This is a genomic window from Kistimonas scapharcae (assembly GCF_039540975.1).
In the GTDB taxonomy this organism is placed as follows: domain Bacteria; phylum Pseudomonadota; class Gammaproteobacteria; order Pseudomonadales; family Endozoicomonadaceae; genus Kistimonas; species Kistimonas scapharcae.
Genome location: NZ_BAABFL010000478.1, coordinates 13,526 through 32,422, shown reverse-complemented (window position 1 = coordinate 32,422; position 18,897 = coordinate 13,526). Strand labels below are relative to the sequence as shown.

Genomic DNA, 18,897 nt, shown 5'->3' with positions numbered 1-18,897 from the left:
TCAGGCAGCACATGCCCCGTATCCATGACAGACCGATTGGGGAGTCAGGCCCCTTCCCGGCCAGGGAAGGGGGAGCTGTGCAGAGTGTGTCAGGGGTCAGTGGGCCATGATGTAAAGATCTTTGGCCAGTACATTGTCTTCCGGGTTATTCATGGGGTAGCCACCAACGTAGCTTTTCACCAGGCGGCCCGTGACATACTGGTAAACCGGCGCTACCGGCATTTCCTCGGCAATCAGCTGTTCGGCCAGCTGGTAGAGTTCAGCACGCTGGCTCTCGTCAGCAACCGTCATGGCCTTGTTCAGCAGGTTGTCATACTCGGTGTTGCTCCAGCGGGCATAGTTGTTGCCGTTTTCTGTCATCAGCAGGCTGAGCATGGTTGAGGCTTCATTGTAGTCACCGATCCAGCCGGCGCGGGAAACATCAAACCTGCCTTCGCGACGGGTATCGAGGAAGGTTTTCCATTCCTGGTTTTCCAGGGTGACTTTGACGCCAAGAGCCTTTTTCCACATCTGGGCGATGGCAATGGCAACTTTCTTGTGGGCATCGCTGGTGTTGTAGAGCATTGTCACTTCCAGCGGATTGGATTTGTCGTAGCCGGCTTCGCTCAGCAGCTTTCGGGCTGCCTCGACACGCTGGTCATAGCTGAGGTTTTCCCAGTTCAGATCAGGTTTGACGAAACTGTTGACGTTATCCGGCGTGAAGCTGTAAGTGGGCTTTTCACCCTGACCGACGACAAAGTTGGCGATGGCTTCACGGTTGATGGTGTAGGAAAGGGCTTTTCTGACCCGGGCATCACTGAACGGCGCACGACGGTTGTTGAACTCGTAGTAGTAAGTACCGATCTGTGGGCTAACGCGGATTTCATCCGGAATTTCCTTCTGGAGCTTCTTGAAGTGTTCCAGTGGAATCGGGGTGCTGCCATTGGTCATTTCGACTTCGCCGGCACGATAGCGGCTAAGTTCGGCGTTCTCGGATTCAATAGGCAGGTAGGAAACCTTGTCGATAACGGTCTTGGCGTTGTTCCAGTACTGGGTATTACGCTCCAGCACAATACGTTCATTGACGATCCAGGATTTCAGGGTGTAAGCGCCGTTAGACACCATATGGCCGGGCTTGGTCCAGGTTTCACCGTATTTCTCGATGGTCTTGTGCGGTGCCGGGAAGGTGGTCTGGTGTGCCAGCAGTTTGACGAAGAACGGAATTGGCTTATTCAGAGTGACCTGGAAGGTATGGTCGTCCAGTGCGGCAACACCCAATGAATCAGGCGCTTTCTTGCCATCGATAATGGCGTCCGCGTTCACAATACCGGGAATCTGCATGTACCAAGCGTAAGGTGACGCCAGCTTGGGATCCACGGCACGCTGGAAACCATAGACAAAATCATGGGCAGTGACGGGTTCACCATTAGACCAGCGGGCGTCTTTACGGAGCTTGAAGGTAAAGACCTTGTTATCCGGTGATGCTTCCCAGGACTCGGCAACCGCCGGGATGATATTGCCATTGGCATCCTGAGACACGAGCCCCTCAAAAAGATCCTTGGCAATACGGGAGCCCGGAGAGCCTTCAATCTTCTGCGGATCCAGCGATGCCGGTTCCGCACCATTCCCCCGAACCAGTTCCTGCACCTTGGCCAGCTTGACACCGGCAGGCACTTCAGCGGCCTGGGCAGCGGTCAGCGGCAGAGCCGCCAGCGTCGCCGAAGTGGCCAGAATCAGGCTTGTTAGTAGCGTCTTTTTCATTCTGTATCGCCTTAACCCGTTATCGTTGTTAATGTTTTTACGTTCTTCTCTGCCTGAATTTGACGAAAAGGGGCCGGTGAGATCAGTGTTCACTGATCCGGTTCTTGGGGTGGGAGTACTGCAGGAGCGCCATGATTCTGGCACTACAGCGATTCAGGTGTGGATCACTGCCGATGGGCAACTGTCCCCCCAGTCAAGACTATCAATACCGGCATCCTTTTGCGCTGCAGGCAGCGGCCGCCTGCCTTTGTTCGACAGACTTAAGGTTGCACCCGGTTGGAAAATCCTTATCTAAAGGGGCTTTTTTATTGTTATTTAAGGGCTTGGCAGCAATATATCGGTTTGTCGGGAAGGCTGGCAAGTCCAGAAATAGATATTTGTGGTTTCAGTTGTCTCAAAACAGGCATAAACCGCAGGATTTTTGACAAAGCGCATGAATCAGACAGGGTAAGAACGCGCTATCACTGCAGGCTGTAGACAGGTGCTTCCATGCCGATAACCAGAGAAGGCTATTAATCCGTAGAAAAAGGCTTTCTGGAAACCGAGTATGAAGCGCAAGGATGACTGGAACACCTACCGCAAAGGGCTGGGACGTACATTGCTGGCCTGGTTTATCGGTTTGTCCTTGTTACCGCTGACGATCGTGGGGCTGATCGAATACAACAATGCCAGCAACAGTATCATCCGTAACAAGCATGATGAACTCGCCCATGTGAACCTGCTCCTGTCCCGGCAAATCAATAATTACCATGACAGCGTCATTACCAACCTGTTCTTTCGGGCGGGACAGGCAACGGACTTCCTTCTGGATCTGAAAAGCAGCTGGGAAATCTCCGATCTTCCCCTGAGGGAGTACCTTGCCGGTATCCAGTACCAGGAAGTCGTGGACTGGCATGCCCGTGAATTTGTGGATTTCCTCTATTTCTTCAAATACTCCGATATTCTGTTGATTGATGAGAAAGGCAACGTTCTCTATACCATTCATAAATACCGGGATCTGGGTGAAAACCTGTTTGATGGTGTCCTGTCCGATACCCGGTTGAGCACTAGCGTCAAACAGGTGCTGGAATCCGGTGAGCCGCATTATTCCGATCTGGAACCTTATGAGCCGTTAGGCGGCGAAGTCGTCAGCTTTTTTGTCATGCCACTGATCAATGAAGAGCGGGAAGTCGCCGGTACGATTGCGGTGCAAACGCGGTCTCAAGATGATCTCAAACTGCTACTCCACCAGGGAGTGGATACCGGTGACCATGTATCATCGTACATTGTAGGCGTGGATGGGAAGGTTCGCTTCTGGGCGGAAGAGGAAGGTCTGTTCTATGGGCAGCGAATTAATACAGCCGCTGTGGTGGACTGGCTGAATCATATTGACCCTGTTAGTGGCGAATATACGGAATCGCTCGAGCATCTTACCGAGTACAGGAGCCGCCGGGATGAGCATGGAGAGAAACACAATCATGCGGTCATGAATGATGATGAGCACGACCATGAGAGTGATGATGACATTCTGGAAGATATGAATGATGGCACACCCATAGCCCATATCAAGACATACAGTAACTACCGAGGCGATATGGTGCTCGGGGTTTACCGGCATATGGAGATCATGGGAACCCCCATGGTTCTGTTGACCGAAGTGAACCTGGATGATGCGTTAATGCCTGTCACCCGGTTCAGGAACCAGTTTTTTACAGTGTTGGTGATTACCAGCCTTGTTGTGCTCCTGATTTCCATGATATCGACGCGCCGGATTGCGCAGCCGCTGGTCAGGATCAATGGCTGGGTAAACCGTGTTGCCTCGGGGGAGTACGTTAAAGGGGAAGTGATTGATCAGCAGAATGAAATTGGGCAGTTGAGTCGAAGTTTCAGCATTATGACCGAGCAGCTGCGACGGGTCAGCGCTGAAAATGAAGCCAGGAACTGGCTGCAGAGTGGAATCACCGGCTTGAACGAGGCGTTACGGGGTGAACTGTCAATTACCGAGCTCTGCCAGAATACCTTGAGTTTCATGTGCCGTTACCTGCGCTTTCAGGTGGGCGCCATGTACGTGCTGACGGAACGAAACCGACTGGTGATGATGGGCAGTTATGCTTACACCATGTCCAGTGCACATCCAGTGTCCTTTGTCATCGGGGAGGGATTGCCGGGGCAGGCGGCCGAAGACCGGCAGACAATGTATGTCAATGTGCCGGATGACTATTTCCCTATTGCCTCAGGTTTGGGCTCCAGCCAACCTGACCGCGTATTGGTTATCCCGATAGTGTTCGATGACAATGTGAAAGGCGTATTGGAGTTTGGGCTGCTGGGCAATATTGATGATCGTGCCCAGCAGTTTATTGATGCGTCGCTGGAAAGCATTGCCATTGTTTTGAACCGTGTACAGGCGCGGGAGCGGGTTCAGGAGCTGCTGGAGCAAACCACACGCCAGACTGAGGCGCTGACCAAGCAACAGGATGATTTACGCACGGCGAACCAGGAACTGGAACATCAGACCCGGATCCTCAGGGAGTCTGAAGAAGAGTTGAAAAGTCAGAGTGAGGAGCTGCAGCGGGCCAATACGGAGCTGGAGGAAAAGACGGAATCCCTGTTCCGGCAAAAAGCCGAGATTGAAATCAAGAATGCGGAAATTGAAGAGTCACGTCTCAGTCTGGAAACCAAGGCGAAAGAGCTGGAGGAAGCAAGCCGCTATAAGTCAGAGTTTCTCGCCAACATGTCCCATGAGCTGAGAACGCCCCTCAATAGCATGCTGATTCTGGCCAGGATGCTGGCGGACAACGATGAGGGCAACCTGTCTGAGGATGAGGTGGAATCGGCGCAGGTTATTGATAAGGTGGGCCATGATCTGCTCAACCTGATTAATGATATTCTCGATCTCTCCAAGGTTGAAGCCGGTAAGCTGATCCTGAATCTGGAAGATGTGTTGCTGGAATCGGTTGAGCGTCAGATGCGGGATCAGTTCAGTGCTGTCGCTGAAAACAAGGGACTTGATTATATCGTGACCTGTGACCCCGGCCTGCCGGACTATATCCATTCGGATGGCCAGCGTTTAATGCAGGTCCTTAAGAATCTGTTGTCCAACGCAATCAAGTTCACGGAAGAAGGTAGTGTCACGTTGCGGATTTTTAAACCAGGGGATGACGTTCAGTTTACCAGTGAAAACCTCCAGAACAGTCAATATGTGATTGGCTTTGCTGTGAAAGATACCGGTATCGGTATCCCGCCAGAGAAACAGGCCGCGATATTTGAAGCGTTCCAGCAGGCGGATGGGTCTACGAGCCGGAAATATGGCGGAACCGGACTGGGTCTTTCTATCTCCCGTGAAATGTCCGTATTGCTGGGCGGTGAGATGCAAATCACCAGTGAGGCCGGCAAGGGGGCGACCTTCACGCTATATCTGGCGGATATGCCTAGACAGGCAGCGGACGATGAGACTTCCGACGTTGATAGGGATGAGGACATGATAGCGTTGCCTGAGTCGAATGACTCGCCAGCCATCGCAACGGTTTCAACAGAGAAAACAGCCAGTGCCCAACCGGTTGAAATGAAGCCAGACGGTTCTGACCGGCCTTTGCTGATTGTGGAAGACGACAAGACATTTGCGGCTGTACTGAAAAAAGTCGCCGAGAGCTCAGGCTATGAATGCATGACCGCGCATTCAGGCAAAGATGCGCTTGAGATTGCCCAGAAAGTGCATCCCCAGGCGGTCATTCTGGATCTTGGTTTGCCTGATATGGAGGGTGAACACGTTCTTGAGCTGCTGAAACAGCAAACCGGGAATCACAACATGCCCGTTCATATCATTTCAGGGCGTGAACTGGATAGTTCTCTATTACGCAAAGGCGCGACGGCACTATTAAAGAAACCCGTTTCTGAAGAGCAGCTGCATAACCTCTTTGGCAAGCTGGAGAAGAAGCGCGCGCATGAAATACAAAAAGTCCTGATCATAGATGCTGATGAAGAGAGTCGTGAAAAAACCATTGCCATGCTGGAAAGTCGGGATATTGAAACTGATGTGGTGGTCAATGGCCATGACTTGAGAGAAGCACTGAAAAAAACACAGTACCACTGCCTTGTCATTGATATTGATCTTCCGGATGAAGATGGCACGGCATTGCTGCATGAATTGCATGATCAGCTGGGGGAAAGCATGCCCCAGGTCATTATCAATACATCGCGGGAAATTGATCGTGAAGAACACCGGGAGCTGGCAGAGTTCGCCGGTACCATGGTTATGAAAGGCGAGCATTCTGAAGATCGCCTGGTCGATGAGGTCAATCTCTTCCTGCACAGTATTCAGCCCGGGAAACCCAAAAAACCGGTGGCGAAGCCGGCAGCGGTTGATGACAGTGCCCTGAAAGGCCGCAAGATACTGCTGGTGGATGATGATCTGCGTAATACTTTCGCCCTGTCCAAGGCCCTGCAGAAATACCATCTGGAAATAGTGCTGGCTGACAATGGTGAGCTGGCGCTACAGCAACTGGAAAAAGAACCGGATGTAGAACTGGTATTGATGGATATCATGATGCCGGTGATGGATGGGTATGAAGCCACCCGCCGGATCAGGGCTCATCCCCGCTTCAAGAACCTGCCGGTGATTGCACTGACGGCGAAGGCGATGTCCGATGACCGGGCGAAGTGTATTGAAGCCGGCGCCAATGACTATATGACCAAGCCGATTGATATGGAAAAGATGGTGGCCATGTTGAAGCTCTGGTTGCAGCAAAAAACGGACGGCGCCGAGTAGTCGCCTGGATCTGTATTGATCGGACATCGTATTTTGAAGGGAATCTGTCTCTGTGGATGAGAGGAAGGACGAGGCTGAAACGCTGTCAAATCTGTTAATGCCAACAGACCGTGATGCTTTGCTGGAAAATCTGGATGACGTTGATTCCCAGAATGAAGCCAGAGCTTTGGATGCGTTGGAAATCAGGCTGTTGCTGGATGCCGTAAAACAGCATTATGGGTATGATTTTCATGATTATGCACCCGCATCGCTAAAGCGTCGTATCCGGGAATTCCGGGATGACATCGGCTGTGAGCACATTGCTGAGCTGATTCCCCGTGTGCTGCATGATGCCTCTGTATTTGCACTGCTATTGAGGCATATGTCGGTTACCGTGACGGAGATGTTTCGGGATCCGGCTTTCTTTTTGAAGCTTCGGGAAGAAGTGATCCCCTGGTTGAAAACCTGGCCTTTTATCAAGATATGGCATGCGGGATGCGCAACCGGTGAGGAAGTCTACTCAATGGCCATTCTGTTGGATGAGGCGGGCATCCTTGACCGGGCGCAAATCTACGCCACGGATCTCAATGAAGAATCATTACAGATTGCCCGCAGGGGGATTTATCACACGGAAAACCTTCCTCTTTATGAAGAGAATTATATGAAATCAGGTGGTGGAGAGGTGTTAAGCAATTATTACCATCAGCGTTACAGCTCCCTGAAATTTCACCGTCGTCTCTCTGCCAATATGACGTTTGCCAACCATAACCTGGTGACCGATGGCGTGTTTGGCGAGATGCACCTGATCATTTGCCGTAATGTATTGATTTATTTCAACCGGAACCTGAAAAACCGGGTGTTCAAACTGTTTAATGACAGCCTCTGCCCTAAAGGCATGTTATGTCTGGGGACGCGGGAAAGTATTCGCTTTTCTGACATTGATACCATGTATGAAACGGTGGATATCTACCAGAAAATCTATCGGAAAAAAGCGGTGGCAGAATGAGGAAACATGCCTTTTCTGCCGTCGTCATTGGTGCTTCAGCGGGAGGAATTGAAGCCCTGAAGGTGTTGTTCAGCGGATTGCAGCCGGCGTTTCCCGTGCCGGTTTTTGTGGTCAAGCATATTGATGCCGAAGCGGATGACGGTATTGTCCATTATTTGAATAAAAGCAGTTCTCTGCCCGTCACGTTTGCAGAGGACCAGGAGCCTGTTGAAAACGGGCATATCTATCTGGCACCACCGGGTTATCACATGCTGATTGAAGAAGATTGCAGTATCAGCCTGTGTGTCGACAGAAAAGTGACGTATTCACGGCCATCCGTGGATGTTTTATTTGAGTCGGCGGCTGAGGCTTATGGTTCTCACCTGATCGGCGTGGTACTGACTGGCGCCAATCGGGATGGCAGTGCAGGCGCCCGGCAAATCAAGCAGCGGGGCGGACTTGTGTTGGTCCAGGATCCGGCGACGGCGGAACATGAGGTAATGCCCAAGGCCACTCTTGCCGATACAGACGTTGATGGGGTGATGGCGTTGCCAGCGTTGGCGACCCGCCTGAATGAACTGACAGGACTGTAACCGTCTTATGGACGACATGGAAGAAAACACGCAGGAAGCGAAGTTACCGAAGATTCTGGTGGTGGATGATAAACCGGAAAACCTGCTGGCTATGGGAAAACTCCTTAAGCCTGTGGGTGCGGAGATATTTAAGGCGTTGTCTGGCGAAGAGGCGCTGGGCCTGGTGCTCAGGCACGAGTTTGCCCTGATCCTGCTGGATGTCCAGATGCCGGTCATGGACGGTTTCGAAACCGCTCGTTTCCTGCGTGACAATAAATCGACGGAAACCATCCCAATTATTTTTGTGACAGCCATCAGCAAGGAAGACAAGCATGTCACAGAAGGTTATGAGTCCGGGGCGGTGGATTATCTGTATAAGCCGGTGAATAAAGACATTCTTCTGAGCAAGGTCCGTGTCTTTCTTCAACTCGATAAACAGCGGCGGGAACTGGAAGATCTGGCAACAGAGCTCCGTGCACTGAGTGAACAAAACCACCTGCTGCTGGATTGTGCGGCGGAAGGGATTCTTGGTATTGACCCAGAAGGCAGCATCACCTTTGCCAACCCTGCAGCGTGCCAGTTGTTACAGCAGGATGAGCAAATGCTACTGGGCACATCCATCATTCCCTTTTTTGTGGAACCGGGGATTGAAGACATTATTCAACAGTGGATGGCGGGTGATGGCGAGCCAGACAGTATTTTCTCCAAAACATCGGCGCTGAAACAGGGGGAAAGTGGCAGTCTTCCTGTGGAGTTCAGTGCTTCTCCCACACAGACAGAAAATGGCACCGTCATGGGGGGCGTGCTGGTTTTTCAGGACATTACTGAGCGCAAGAAGCTTGAAGAACATCTTCTGAAAATGGCGAAATATGATGGTTTGACCGGACTGGCCAACCGGACATTGTTTATGGAATTCCTGATGGCCTCCATTACGCGTAGTGAAATCAGCCAACATATCACGGCAGTCTTTTATCTGGATCTGGATCACTTCAAGCCCATTAACGACAGTCTGGGTCATGATGTGGGTGATGAATTGTTGAAAAGTGTGGCGGAGCGGTTACAGCAGAGTGTTCGCCGTGGTGACCTTGTCGCGCGTCTCGGAGGGGATGAGTTCGCCGTTGTACTTGATGATGTCGCCAGACCTGACGATGTGAAGCTGGTGGCGGAAAAAATAGTGGAAGCCGTTTGTCGTCCGCATCCTATTGGAGGGCGTGAGCTGCATGTCAGTACCAGTGTCGGCATTGCTGTTTGGCCCGAATGCGGTAGAGAGCCAGATGAGCTGGTTAAGGCTGCGGATACGGCCATGTATGTCACCAAAAAGAATGGCCGCAGGGGATACCAGTATTTCACGGATACGATGCGGGAAGAGAACCGCCGCAAGGCTTTTATGGAACAGGCTCTCAAGACGGATTTGCAGCGCGGGAATTTTGAGCTGTTTTATCAGCCGATGGTAGCGCTGGAATCCGGGCGCGTGATTGGCTTTGAGACTGAAGTACGCTGGGATTACGATGGCCGATTACGCCTGCAGGATGAGTTTTTGCCGTTGGTGGAAGAGCTACGGCAAATGACGTCGCTCGGGGAGTGGGTGTTGAATAATGCCAGCCGTGAAATGGCACAGTGGCGCCATGCCGATCCAGGTCGAAAACACACGCTGTTGGCGATGAATTTATCCTTAAGCCAGTGTAAGGATGTCAATATTCAGGCCATGATTGAAGCTTTGCTGGAGCAGCAGAATATTGATCCCCAGGTCATGGAGATAGAAATCTCAGAGCGCTTCCTGAACGAAATCCCTGGCAAAGTGGTTAATGACTTGAAAGCACTGAGAAAGGTCGGTGTCCATGTAGCACTGGATAATTTCGGCAGTGGGACATCTGCACTGAACTATTTGCGCCGACTCACTGTTGATGTGGTCAAGATTGATCCTGGTTTTATTCATGAAATCGGGCGTGACAGCGCGACTGAAGGAATTATTCGTGCCATGACCTTTCTGGCCAAGGATATGGGTATTAAGACGGTGGCTGAAGGCATTGACAGTGAAGCCCAGTTGGCGTTTGTCAGGGATCTCGGTTATGACCGTGGGCAGGGCCTGTTGCTGGGCGCAGCCAATCCTGTCACACGACTGGAAGATACGGTTGTGATGCCGGGTAAAAACAGCAGCGGATGATGAGGCGAGAGTTGACAGCCGAATGATATCCCGCATTCTTATGGAATACCCTGTTTCATAAGCCACGGAGTTCTCCATGCCCCGGCCTGTATTTGAAGCTGAGCTGCTCAGTAAGACACAGCTATCAGACGATACGCTGCAACTGACCTTTCAGCTTGCTGATGACAGCTTTTCGTTTCAGGCCGGACAGTTTGTTTCCATTCAGTTTGAGCTTGATGGTGAAAACCTCAAGCGCAGCTACAGCATTGCCAGTGCGCCTGGTGTCTTTCAATCGACGCGTCAGATTGATATTGCCATTGCGTTGTTGCCGGATGGTCGTGCCAGTCGCCGTTTTCAGGAAGCAGTGCCGGGAGAGCACTTTGGTATCAGTGGTCCTTTCGGACTTCTGGTCTTGCCGGACAGCCTGCCAGAACGTCTGGTTCTGATTGGCACTGGCACAGGCATGGCGCCTTATCGCGCCATGCTGCCACAGCTGGAAAGGCTCGCTGCCAGCGGGATAGCACTCCATATCCTGATGGGCACCAGGCACAGGAAGGATGTGATTTATCGTGAAGAATTCACCTCGCTGGCGTCACAATTTGAACAGGTGACGTTTGAGCTTTGCTTCAGCCGGGAAGCGAATCCGGATGCAGGGATGCAAGAATATCCTGGTTATGTTCAGACACGCTTCGCCCATCTGGACTTATCCCCTGAACGGGATCTTACGTTTCTCTGTGGTAATCCCTCCATGATTGATGATGCCGTGGCCTGGCTTAGTGACGCAGGGTTTGGGTCTCGTCAGATCAAGCGGGAGAAGTACACGTTTTCACGCTAGCCAGTAGTCGGATTAACTGTCAGGCAGGCAGATTGATCAATTTCGATAATAATAACCCTACCGTAAGCAGGGAGTTTGATGATGGCGCACTCGTTCAGAAACAAGACTGTTGTGATTACGGGCGCCTGTGCCGGCATCGGCCGGGCATTGAGTCAGCGTTTTGGTATGGCCGGCGCGCGCATCGCCTTGATCGATCTTAACCGTGAACAGATTGCGACGTGTGTGGATCATTTGGAAAGTCGGGGTATTCAGGCACGTGGATACGTGTGTGATGTTAGTGATCAGAAGGGCGTCCATGAAACGATGAATCGAATCGTGGAAGACTTTCAGCACATTGATGTATTAGTCAATAATGCCGGTATCACCCACCGAAGCCTGTTTGAAGACACCGACGCTGAGGTTCATCATCGTCTGATGGCTGTCAATTATTTCGGAGCACTTTATTGTACCCGGGAGTCGTTGCCAGCGCTCCTCCAAAGCCATGGTCTGGTGATTACCATGAGCAGTATGTCTGGCTTTGCGCCATTGCGGTTTCGGAGTGCCTACAGTGCAAGCAAGCATGCACTGCATGGTTTGTTTAACTGCTTAAGGGTTGAGCTGATTGATCGTGGTGTGGATGTCATGATGGTCTGCCCTGGGTTTACGGCAACGGATATTTATAAGAACGCCTTGCAGGGGGATGGTGGTATTGTCAAAAAGCCTTTCACTCTGAGTGGTAAAACGGCCTCTCCTGCGGATGTCGCAGAAGAGATTTTTGTAGGCGCAATCAAACGCAAACGTTTGTTGCTCCTGTCCAATGTGGATTGGCGGGCTCGATTATTTGCCCGCTTTTTTCCAGTCTTTTTTGAGCGTTACCTTGCCCATCGAATTGGTGGTATGTAGTCCCAAGCGTTAACCAAGATAGATCGTGCGTGCTGCAGGAAATATCAGGGCAATCATTACAGTGCTGATGATCAGCAGGGTTGTTACCAGAATTACAGGGTGTTGGGGAGGCTCGGTGTCGGAGAACCGGCCACAGGTAATGAGCCAGATTGAAAAGCCCAGCGTGCCCAGTGCCACGCCTCCCAGGACATCGGTTGTCCAGTGCACACTGAGGTACAGCCGTGAAAAACCAACCAGCATGGCAATGATGATACCGATGCTCCAGATCCAGGGGCGTTTAACCTCGGGAATAGCCAGAGCGATGTAGCGGGCGAACCAGAGTGACAGAAATGTCGTTAATGTCGTATGGCCACTGGGAAAAGAGAAGCGAACCAGTTCTGCAGGATTATCGGGACGGTTCATATCCAGTCCCCATTTCATCAACCACAATACGCTCTCGACCCCCGTAATGAGAATGCATAACGCAAGTGCCAGCTTCCATTGCCGGTTGATGATAAGCCAGATAGCGGCGAGCCCAAGCCAGACCAGTTGAACTTCATGATTCCCGATGAGCGTAATGGCCACCATGATCTGGTTCATCAGACCGGTATGGTTGAACACCAGCCATTGGGTAATGGCGGCATTGGCAAATTTCAGTTCGCCAATGACGACCAGGCAGGTAATCAGAATCAGGCTGATGCCACTGGCCACCATCAAATAGCGTCCACTGATAAACAGTCTGTCGGAAGCTATTGACAGATTATCCGGTGACTGAATCTTGTCATGGATATAGCCACTCATGAAGGCAAAAAACAGACTGCTGCCGAAAAGCATGGCGAGGATAATCAACACATCCTCGGAAACCGGCGGCGACACCTGCATGGATGCGCCGACCAGGTAGCCCGGCAGAATATAGACAGGTGCCCAGGCCATGGCAGAGATAATATTGACGACGTAAAAGCGGGTTGCGGGCATATCCAGCATCCCGGCCACGAGCGGGATAATGGGCCTGACCGGCCCGATGAAACGGCCAAAAGCAATACTTTTTCCACCATGTCGATGGAAAAACTGCTCGCCATCCTCCAGCCACTGGGGATGTCGGGTAAATGGCCACCAGTTGGCGATATGGCGATGGAACACCCTGCCCAGGATGAAACTGATGCCATCCCCAAGCACTGCACCAATGAAGGCGGCAATGAGGGTTGTCCAGACATCCAGCACACCGCTCCCGGCAATGGTTGCTGCGCCGAACAGCATCACCACACCGGGCAGAATAATGCCGGCAATGGCCAGGGATTCAACCAGGGCGATCAGCATAATGCTGATGGCAAGCCACTCGTGGTGGCTGCGAAGCCACTCCAGCATGGGCTGGATGTCGGTTAGATCCATACGGTACCTGCCGGAACCACGTAAACAGGCAAACGCTGTGTCATGGGTCTCTTTCCACTGCTTAATCGGAACTTGCGTGCTTAATCACGCCTCGTTATGCTCGCCCTTAAAATAATGATAAAAGCGTATATAAAGAAGACTATGATGTCTCCGTCTGCAAATTTCTCCCCTGACGCGGATACTTCCCGTATCAGTATTAGCGCACTTTATACCGGTCACGTCTGGTTTCGTCACGGTTTGTCGTTACCAGAACTCTACTCGTTTAAAGGAAAATTGAGCTATGGGGCGCTGGCGCCGGTGAATGCCTTGATTCGCGCTGTCGCCGGGGCAGATATTGAAACATTTCTGTTGGAGCGACATCTCATCATTGATGAACTGCTTTCCCGTGCCATTGAGCAGCAAGGTGTTTGCCAGGTCATTGAGATCGCGGCAGGCATGTCGCCGAGGGGCGCCTGTTTCATGCGGAAATATGCTCACTCCCTGCGCTATATTGAAGCCGACTTACCGGAGATGGCCGCCAGAAAACGCCGCTATCTTTCGCAGCATGGGCTGTTGTCTGACCAGCATCAGGTGGCTGAATGCAATATTCTGGCGCAGGAAGGTGCAGACAGCCTCTCGGTATTGTTTTCCAGTCTGGATTCCAGCAAGCCGGTACTGGTCATTACCGAAGGTTTGGTGAACTATTTTGAATTACCGGTGATTACTGATTTCTGGAAACGGCTGGCAGATAATCTGGTGACGTTTCCCAAGGGCATTTACCTGACTGAAATTTATCCGGACCTTCAGGAACATCCTCTCTATCGCTGGGTGCAGTTTGCCCAAAAGGTCGTGGGTTTATTAACCCGAGGGGGGTACCCATTGCATTATCGTGATGACCAGGAAATAGAAGTCGGGTTTGCCGGGTGTGGATTTGCCGAGATCAAGGTGCATAACCCGGCCAGCTATTACGACAGTCTGCCCTTGAAAAAGCTTGAGATTCCCAGCGCCGTGAGGATTGTGGAAGCCGCTGTCTGATGACGACGGCTTCCTGACTGAAGGTTATCCGGCAATATCGGCGACAAACTCTTCCTCAAACAGCGCTAATGGCTGCTGGTCCATAAAATAGCTGTCATCGTTGAGATACTGCCTGAACCGCTCTGCGGTTTGCAGGTCAATATGAATAAAGTGGCCCCGCAATTGCTCATCATCCTGCTCAAGGATGTGAACGGATAGTGATACGCCGATACTGTCAATCTGCAATTCGAGATTGCGTTCGTCCAAGTTCAGTGTGCGGTTTTCTTTCAGTGACAGCCGGGTGCCAAAGAAGTTGATATCGTCAATGCGGGCTGCGATTTTTTCACCACTCTCTGTTTTCAGGATACAGGCGCCGTTACGAATGGGGACCAGCCGGGGGCTGATCCGTCGCTCCATGGTGATCATGGCGACCCGATTCATGACCTGAAAATCCTTGCAGCTACTGAGTGGTCGACCGGTCAGGAAATGGTAAAACAAGCGGCAGGTACCTTCCCTGCGGGCAAAGATACTCATGTGATCAGCATTGTGTATCAATGCGAACGTTGATCGAGGGCAGCGCAGGGCAAAGGCTGCGTTTTCACAGGGCAGTGTAAAATGATCGTATTCACCGGTAGCGACCAGTGTGGGGCATTGCGGGTATTTATCGAAGCCCTTGAAATCAATCAGACGCTGTGTGTTCTGAAGAAAGCGTTCGCGCTCGGCTTCATCCAGACGGGAAACCTGGCGAAACAGCAGTTTCTGGTGAGTCCTTCCTAATCCGGTTTGTTCCACATGGTAGTGGTTGATCATAGTGGTGACGCAACCTGCGGCGAATTCCTTGATACGCCCTTCCCGGCAGAGATGCAGGGATTCTTCCAGCGTGCGCATCAGGGCAGGACGGCCCATGGGCGTGGTGCCACTGAGCAACAGTTTCTCGATGCGTTCCGGGAACTCGGTGGCAAACAGGCTGGCAAGCAGAGAACCGTAGGAAATACCGATCAGGTTGATACGTTCGACACTGCAGACATCCAGGAATCCTTTCAGTAGACAGGCCATATCCTCCAGCGACAGGTCAGGCACCAGTTGCGGATTGGAGCCCTGGGAGGGCAGATCCAGCAGAATAACCGGGAAATCCTGTAGAAATACTTCGACTTCATGTCGAAAACTGCGAAAGTTCTGAAACGCTCCGGAAAGGAAAACAACCGGTGTACGATGATCGTTAGCGGGATTGGAAAAGGCCTGGTATTGCAACAGCCATTGCCCGAACTCGATGGAGACAGGCTCTGCGTCCAACATGCGAGGACTGAAGGAGCGGGTATATTCCATGATATTGTCCCTGACGGACCACTTTTTGGCAGTGGTTTCTTATTGTTGTGTTGTACCGAATATCCATTGGTACGATAGTGTTGGATAGTATACATTTTCTGTTGATGTGTATACCCTCGCTGCTCCTCCGTGTTGTCTGTCAGATAGCGTATGCTTTCATTATCACGATTTACCACTCAACCGGATAACGTTCCTGTGATAACCGGTACCATCCCACCACCAAACGATACAAGAGATAGAGTTGGTTCAGAAACAGGATCAGGTAACCGATCAGCAGCAGGGTCAGGCCCAGGCCGATAATCGCCAATAGCAGGTTGATCCAGAAGGTTCTGATCTGCCACGTATAGTGGGCATAGAGCAGGGCGTCATCCGTCCGGGCACGGTAGACGTAGGCCATGATAACAGCGACCAGCATAGGAAAGGCCGTCGGAATGCTCAGGGCAATCAGGGCATAGGAGACGTGGGCGGGGGTACGGCTTTCAATCATGGTCGTCATTCCGGTACAGGCACGGACGCTATTGTCGGTGAGAGCGTGCGGGATTGCCAGTGGCATCTTTGGCCGTCTGTTTCTATGTTAATTGATTTGCCATGGCTGTATGGCGACAGTCCCCGTTTCTGGAAGTGAATCATGTCCGGCCTGTCCTGTCCCCGCGTTGCGCTGATCTGTGGTGGTCCTTCGTCAGAGGCGGCGGTGTCGCGACTGTCTGTTGGGCGGGTACAGGCGGCGCTCAGGCATCATTATCCTGATCTGCATGTGCTGGAATTGACCCCTGCCATCGCGGTGGAACTGCACCGTCTGGCACCAGATGTGGCGTTTCCGGTACTGCATGGCCCGCCGGGCGAGGATGGCACGATCCAGGGATTGCTGGAAATTATGCAGATTCCCTATGTCGGCTCAGGTGTCACCGCCAGCGCTTTGGCTATGGATAAACTGCTCACCAAACAGTTACTGAAATCCCATGGCATTCCCCTTGCCAGTGATCTTGTGGTCAAGCGGGAGGACGGGATCGACAAAGCCGTTCAAACCACGCTGGCACAACTGGGGAGCTCGGTTGTGATCAAACCCCGTTCGCAGGGGTCGTCCCTTGGTACATCGCTGGTCAGGCAGGCGGATGCACTGGATGTCGCATTCAGGGAGGCGTTTTCAGTAGAAACCGATGTGTTGGTGGAGTCCATGATACCTGGGAAAGAGGTCACGGTGTCAGTTCTGGAGCATCCGGCCGTCATGGCACTGCCAGTCATTGAGATCTGTTTGCCTGAGGACGCCCGCCTAACGGGTTATGGTTATGATGAAAAATACACACCGGGGCGGAGTGAGCACATTATTCCTGCCCGGCTGACAGATCATCAGTATCAACTCTGTGAAGCCTATGCGGTTAAGGCCTTCGAGGTTCTCGGGTGCCGGGACTTCGCCCGTGCGGATTTTATGGTGCCGGATGACCAGGATCCTGTTTTTCTGGAGCTCAACACCATTCCCGGGCTGACACCTACCAGTTTGCTACCGGATGCTGCCGAAGCGGCAGGGCTGGCGTTTGATGATGTCTTGGTGGCATTAGTGGAGCGGGCATTGGCCCGCGGGCCCGCCATACGTCAAAACAGTTGATCGGTAATTGTACGTATCGGTTGCCCTGTTGCAGGCAATGTTTTTACAATGCCTGTTCCATACCCGATGCAGACCACCATGACACCGGAACGTTTCCAGAAGCTGCGGACCGCGCTTGATCGTCGTCAGCCGGATCTGGCGTTGTTGACTGACCAGGTGCACAAAGCCCATAACCTGGCTGCCATTCTGCGTACCTGCGATGCCGTGGGTATTGATACGGTTCATCTTTCCCAATCACCCCTACGGGCCCGTCAGTTGCGGCGTCGTTCCATGGGAAGCAATCGCTGGGTCAATGTCGCCACGCACAACAGCATTGATGCGGGTATTCGGCATTTTCAGGAACGCCGTTTTAAAGTCTATGCCGCGCATTTTTCCGAGCGGGCAAAGCCGTATCATGAACTGGATTTTACAGTGCCCTGCGTATTGTTGATGGGGGCTGAAAAATATGGTGTGAGCGAAACCGGTGCGCAATTGGCTGACGAGCATGTCATCATTCCCATGCAGGGCATGGTGGAGTCGTACAATGTCTCCGTGGCTGCGGCGATCATTCTTGCGGAGGCTATGCGTCAGCGCGAACGTCAAGGTTTGTACCGTCATAGTCGCCTGGAACCAGAGTGTTATCGCAGGACACTCTTCCGTTGGTGTTATCCGGAACTGGCCCGCTACTGCGATGAACGACAGGCGACTTATCCTGCCATTGATGACAACGGTCTTCTGGTAGATCCTTCCGACTGGTATGAAAAAATCCGTCAGTCGTCGAAAAAACATCGGAAATCATAATAATCGACCAGGCCTCAGGCATGACCTGTACAGGCAGGCGAAGTGCAAGGAGTTTATGAATGAGCAGTGTACTGACAGAACTTCTGGACCTGTTGAAACTGGAACGTATTGAAGAAGGCATATTTCGAGGCCAGAGCCAGGATCTCGGTTTCGGCAATGTCTTTGGTGGACAGGTTATCGGGCAGGCGTTGTCTGCTGCCAAGCAGACCGTCAGTGAGGATCGCGGACTGCACTCCTTTCACTGCTATTTCCTGCGTCCAGGCAATGCCCGCCAGCCGATTGTCTATGAAGTGGACAATGCACGGGATGGTAAGAGTTTTACTACCCGTCGAGTGGTTGCGATCCAGAATGGCAAATCCATCTTTAACCTGGCGGCGTCTTTCCAGATAGAAGAGGAAGGTTTTGGGCATCAGAAACCGGTGATGCCAGAAGTCGATGGGCCTGAAGGCGTGACCTCCGAGTTGGAGATGGTCAGAAGGTTTGAGCAGTTTATTCCGGAATCCATCCGCGACAAGATGACTTGCGATAAGCCGATTGATATACGTCCCGTGAATCCCAACAATCCACTGCAGCCGGAAAAGCGCGATCCGGTGCGTTACATCTGGCTGAAGGCAGCGGGCACGTTGCCGGATGATCTGCGGATACACAAATACCTGTTGGCTTATGCATCAGACTTCAATTTCTTGCCGACATCGCTGGAGCCTCATGGAGTGTCCTTCTGGCAGAAGAACATGCAGGTTGCCAGCCTGGATCATTCCATGTGGTTTCACCGGGATTTCCGGATGGATGACTGGTTGCTGTATGCAATGGAAAGTCCTTCCGCGTCAGGGGGGCGAGGTTTTGTTCGGGGACAGTTATTTGATCGGCAGGGACGATTGGTGGCGTCGTCTACACAGGAAGGTCTGATTCGTAAGTGGGCCTGAACAAACATTTCTGATAGTTGTGAT

14 protein-coding genes are annotated in these 18,897 nt (G+C 52.0%); 10 read left to right on the top strand and 4 right to left on the bottom strand.

The window, feature by feature from the left end:
* Positions 1 to 96: 96 nt before the first annotated feature.
* A complete protein-coding gene (locus ABD892_RS25725; RefSeq protein ID WP_345199203.1) occupies positions 97 to 1,740 on the bottom strand; it encodes an ABC transporter substrate-binding protein in 1,644 nt (547 codons plus the stop codon).
* Between the two features lie 547 nt (positions 1,741 to 2,287).
* Here ABD892_RS25725 and ABD892_RS25720 point away from each other — a divergent pair.
* The 6 genes from ABD892_RS25720 (at position 2,288) to ABD892_RS25695 (ending at position 11,880) form a co-directional block, all read left to right on the top strand.
* On the top strand, positions 2,288 to 6,484 hold the full coding sequence (locus ABD892_RS25720) for a response regulator (protein WP_345199202.1): 4,197 nt from the start codon (positions 2,288 to 2,290) through the stop codon (positions 6,482 to 6,484).
* A 52-nt stretch (positions 6,485 to 6,536) separates the two neighbouring features.
* On the top strand, positions 6,537 to 7,469 hold the full coding sequence (locus ABD892_RS25715) for a CheR family methyltransferase (protein ID WP_345199201.1): 933 nt from the start codon (positions 6,537 to 6,539) through the stop codon (positions 7,467 to 7,469).
* Positions 7,466 to 8,041, top strand: coding sequence for a chemotaxis protein CheB (locus tag ABD892_RS25710; RefSeq protein WP_345199200.1), 576 nt, complete (start codon positions 7,466 to 7,468; stop codon positions 8,039 to 8,041). Before ABD892_RS25715 ends, ABD892_RS25710 begins: the two co-directional genes overlap by 4 nt.
* Positions 8,042 to 8,048: 7 nt before the next feature.
* Positions 8,049 to 10,184 carry a two-component system response regulator gene (locus ABD892_RS25705; protein ID WP_345199199.1) on the top strand — a complete coding sequence of 712 codons (2,136 nt, stop codon included), beginning with the start codon at positions 8,049 to 8,051 and terminating at the stop codon, positions 10,182 to 10,184.
* Positions 10,185 to 10,260: 76 nt separating this feature from the next.
* On the top strand, positions 10,261 to 10,998 hold the full coding sequence (locus tag ABD892_RS25700; protein ID WP_345199198.1) for a ferredoxin--NADP reductase: 738 nt from the start codon (positions 10,261 to 10,263) through the stop codon (positions 10,996 to 10,998).
* 81 nt (positions 10,999 to 11,079) lie between these two features.
* On the top strand, positions 11,080 to 11,880 hold the full coding sequence (locus ABD892_RS25695) for an SDR family oxidoreductase (RefSeq protein WP_345199197.1): 801 nt from the start codon (positions 11,080 to 11,082) through the stop codon (positions 11,878 to 11,880).
* Between the two features lie 9 nt (positions 11,881 to 11,889).
* Here the strand turns inward: ABD892_RS25695 and ABD892_RS25690 are convergent, their stop codons facing one another.
* Positions 11,890 to 13,248, bottom strand: a complete 1,359-nt coding sequence (locus ABD892_RS25690) for a bifunctional DedA family/phosphatase PAP2 family protein (protein WP_345199195.1) — start codon at positions 13,246 to 13,248, stop codon at positions 11,890 to 11,892.
* A gap of 144 nt (positions 13,249 to 13,392) precedes the next feature.
* Between ABD892_RS25690 and ABD892_RS25685 the strand changes: the two genes are divergently transcribed.
* Positions 13,393 to 14,262, top strand: coding sequence for a class I SAM-dependent methyltransferase (locus tag ABD892_RS25685; protein ID WP_345199194.1), 870 nt, complete (start codon positions 13,393 to 13,395; stop codon positions 14,260 to 14,262).
* Positions 14,263 to 14,286: 24 nt separating this feature from the next.
* Here ABD892_RS25685 and ABD892_RS25680 read toward each other — a convergent pair whose 3' ends face one another.
* Both ABD892_RS25680 and ABD892_RS25675 read right to left on the bottom strand, forming a co-directional pair.
* Complete coding sequence (locus tag ABD892_RS25680) at positions 14,287 to 15,567, bottom strand: alpha/beta fold hydrolase (RefSeq protein WP_345199192.1); 1,281 nt, start codon at positions 15,565 to 15,567, stop codon at positions 14,287 to 14,289.
* Between the two features lie 169 nt (positions 15,568 to 15,736).
* Entirely contained in the window at positions 15,737 to 16,054 is a 318-nt protein-coding gene (locus ABD892_RS25675; protein WP_345199190.1) for a hypothetical protein, read from the bottom strand.
* A 141-nt stretch (positions 16,055 to 16,195) separates the two neighbouring features.
* Between ABD892_RS25675 and ABD892_RS25670 the strand changes: the two genes are divergently transcribed.
* From ABD892_RS25670 to tesB, 3 genes are read left to right on the top strand one after another with little or no spacing between them, the layout of a single operon-like run.
* Positions 16,196 to 17,170, top strand: a complete 975-nt coding sequence (locus ABD892_RS25670) for a D-alanine--D-alanine ligase family protein (RefSeq protein WP_345199189.1) — start codon at positions 16,196 to 16,198, stop codon at positions 17,168 to 17,170.
* Between the two features lie 48 nt (positions 17,171 to 17,218).
* Positions 17,219 to 17,950, top strand: coding sequence for a tRNA (guanosine(18)-2'-O)-methyltransferase TrmH (trmH, locus tag ABD892_RS25665; RefSeq protein ID WP_345199188.1), 732 nt, complete (start codon positions 17,219 to 17,221; stop codon positions 17,948 to 17,950).
* Between the two features lie 59 nt (positions 17,951 to 18,009).
* Positions 18,010 to 18,873, top strand: coding sequence for an acyl-CoA thioesterase II (gene tesB / locus ABD892_RS25660; protein ID WP_345199187.1), 864 nt, complete (start codon positions 18,010 to 18,012; stop codon positions 18,871 to 18,873).
* Positions 18,874 to 18,897 lie beyond the last annotated feature (24 nt).

Excerpts from the sequence above, each read along its gene's own strand:
- ABD892_RS25705 (WP_345199199.1), top strand. The coding sequence starts at position 8,049 with ATGGACGACATGGAAGAAAACACGCAGGAAGCGAAGTTACCGAAGATT.
- ABD892_RS25700 (WP_345199198.1), top strand. The coding sequence starts at position 10,261 with ATGCCCCGGCCTGTATTTGAAGCTGAGCTGCTCAGTAAGACACAGCTA.
- ABD892_RS25670 (WP_345199189.1), top strand. The coding sequence starts at position 16,196 with ATGTCCGGCCTGTCCTGTCCCCGCGTTGCGCTGATCTGTGGTGGTCCT.
- ABD892_RS25710 (WP_345199200.1), top strand. The coding sequence starts at position 7,466 with ATGAGGAAACATGCCTTTTCTGCCGTCGTCATTGGTGCTTCAGCGGGA.
- ABD892_RS25675 (WP_345199190.1), bottom strand. The coding sequence starts at position 16,054 with ATGATTGAAAGCCGTACCCCCGCCCACGTCTCCTATGCCCTGATTGCC.
- ABD892_RS25690 (WP_345199195.1), bottom strand. The coding sequence starts at position 13,248 with ATGGATCTAACCGACATCCAGCCCATGCTGGAGTGGCTTCGCAGCCAC.
- trmH (WP_345199188.1), top strand. The coding sequence starts at position 17,219 with ATGCCTGTTCCATACCCGATGCAGACCACCATGACACCGGAACGTTTC.
- ABD892_RS25720 (WP_345199202.1), top strand. The coding sequence starts at position 2,288 with ATGAAGCGCAAGGATGACTGGAACACCTACCGCAAAGGGCTGGGACGT.
- ABD892_RS25695 (WP_345199197.1), top strand. The coding sequence starts at position 11,080 with ATGGCGCACTCGTTCAGAAACAAGACTGTTGTGATTACGGGCGCCTGT.
- ABD892_RS25680 (WP_345199192.1), bottom strand. The coding sequence starts at position 15,567 with ATGGAATATACCCGCTCCTTCAGTCCTCGCATGTTGGACGCAGAGCCT.
- tesB (WP_345199187.1), top strand. The coding sequence starts at position 18,010 with ATGAGCAGTGTACTGACAGAACTTCTGGACCTGTTGAAACTGGAACGT.
- ABD892_RS25685 (WP_345199194.1), top strand. The coding sequence starts at position 13,393 with ATGTCTCCGTCTGCAAATTTCTCCCCTGACGCGGATACTTCCCGTATC.
- ABD892_RS25725 (WP_345199203.1), bottom strand. The coding sequence starts at position 1,740 with ATGAAAAAGACGCTACTAACAAGCCTGATTCTGGCCACTTCGGCGACG.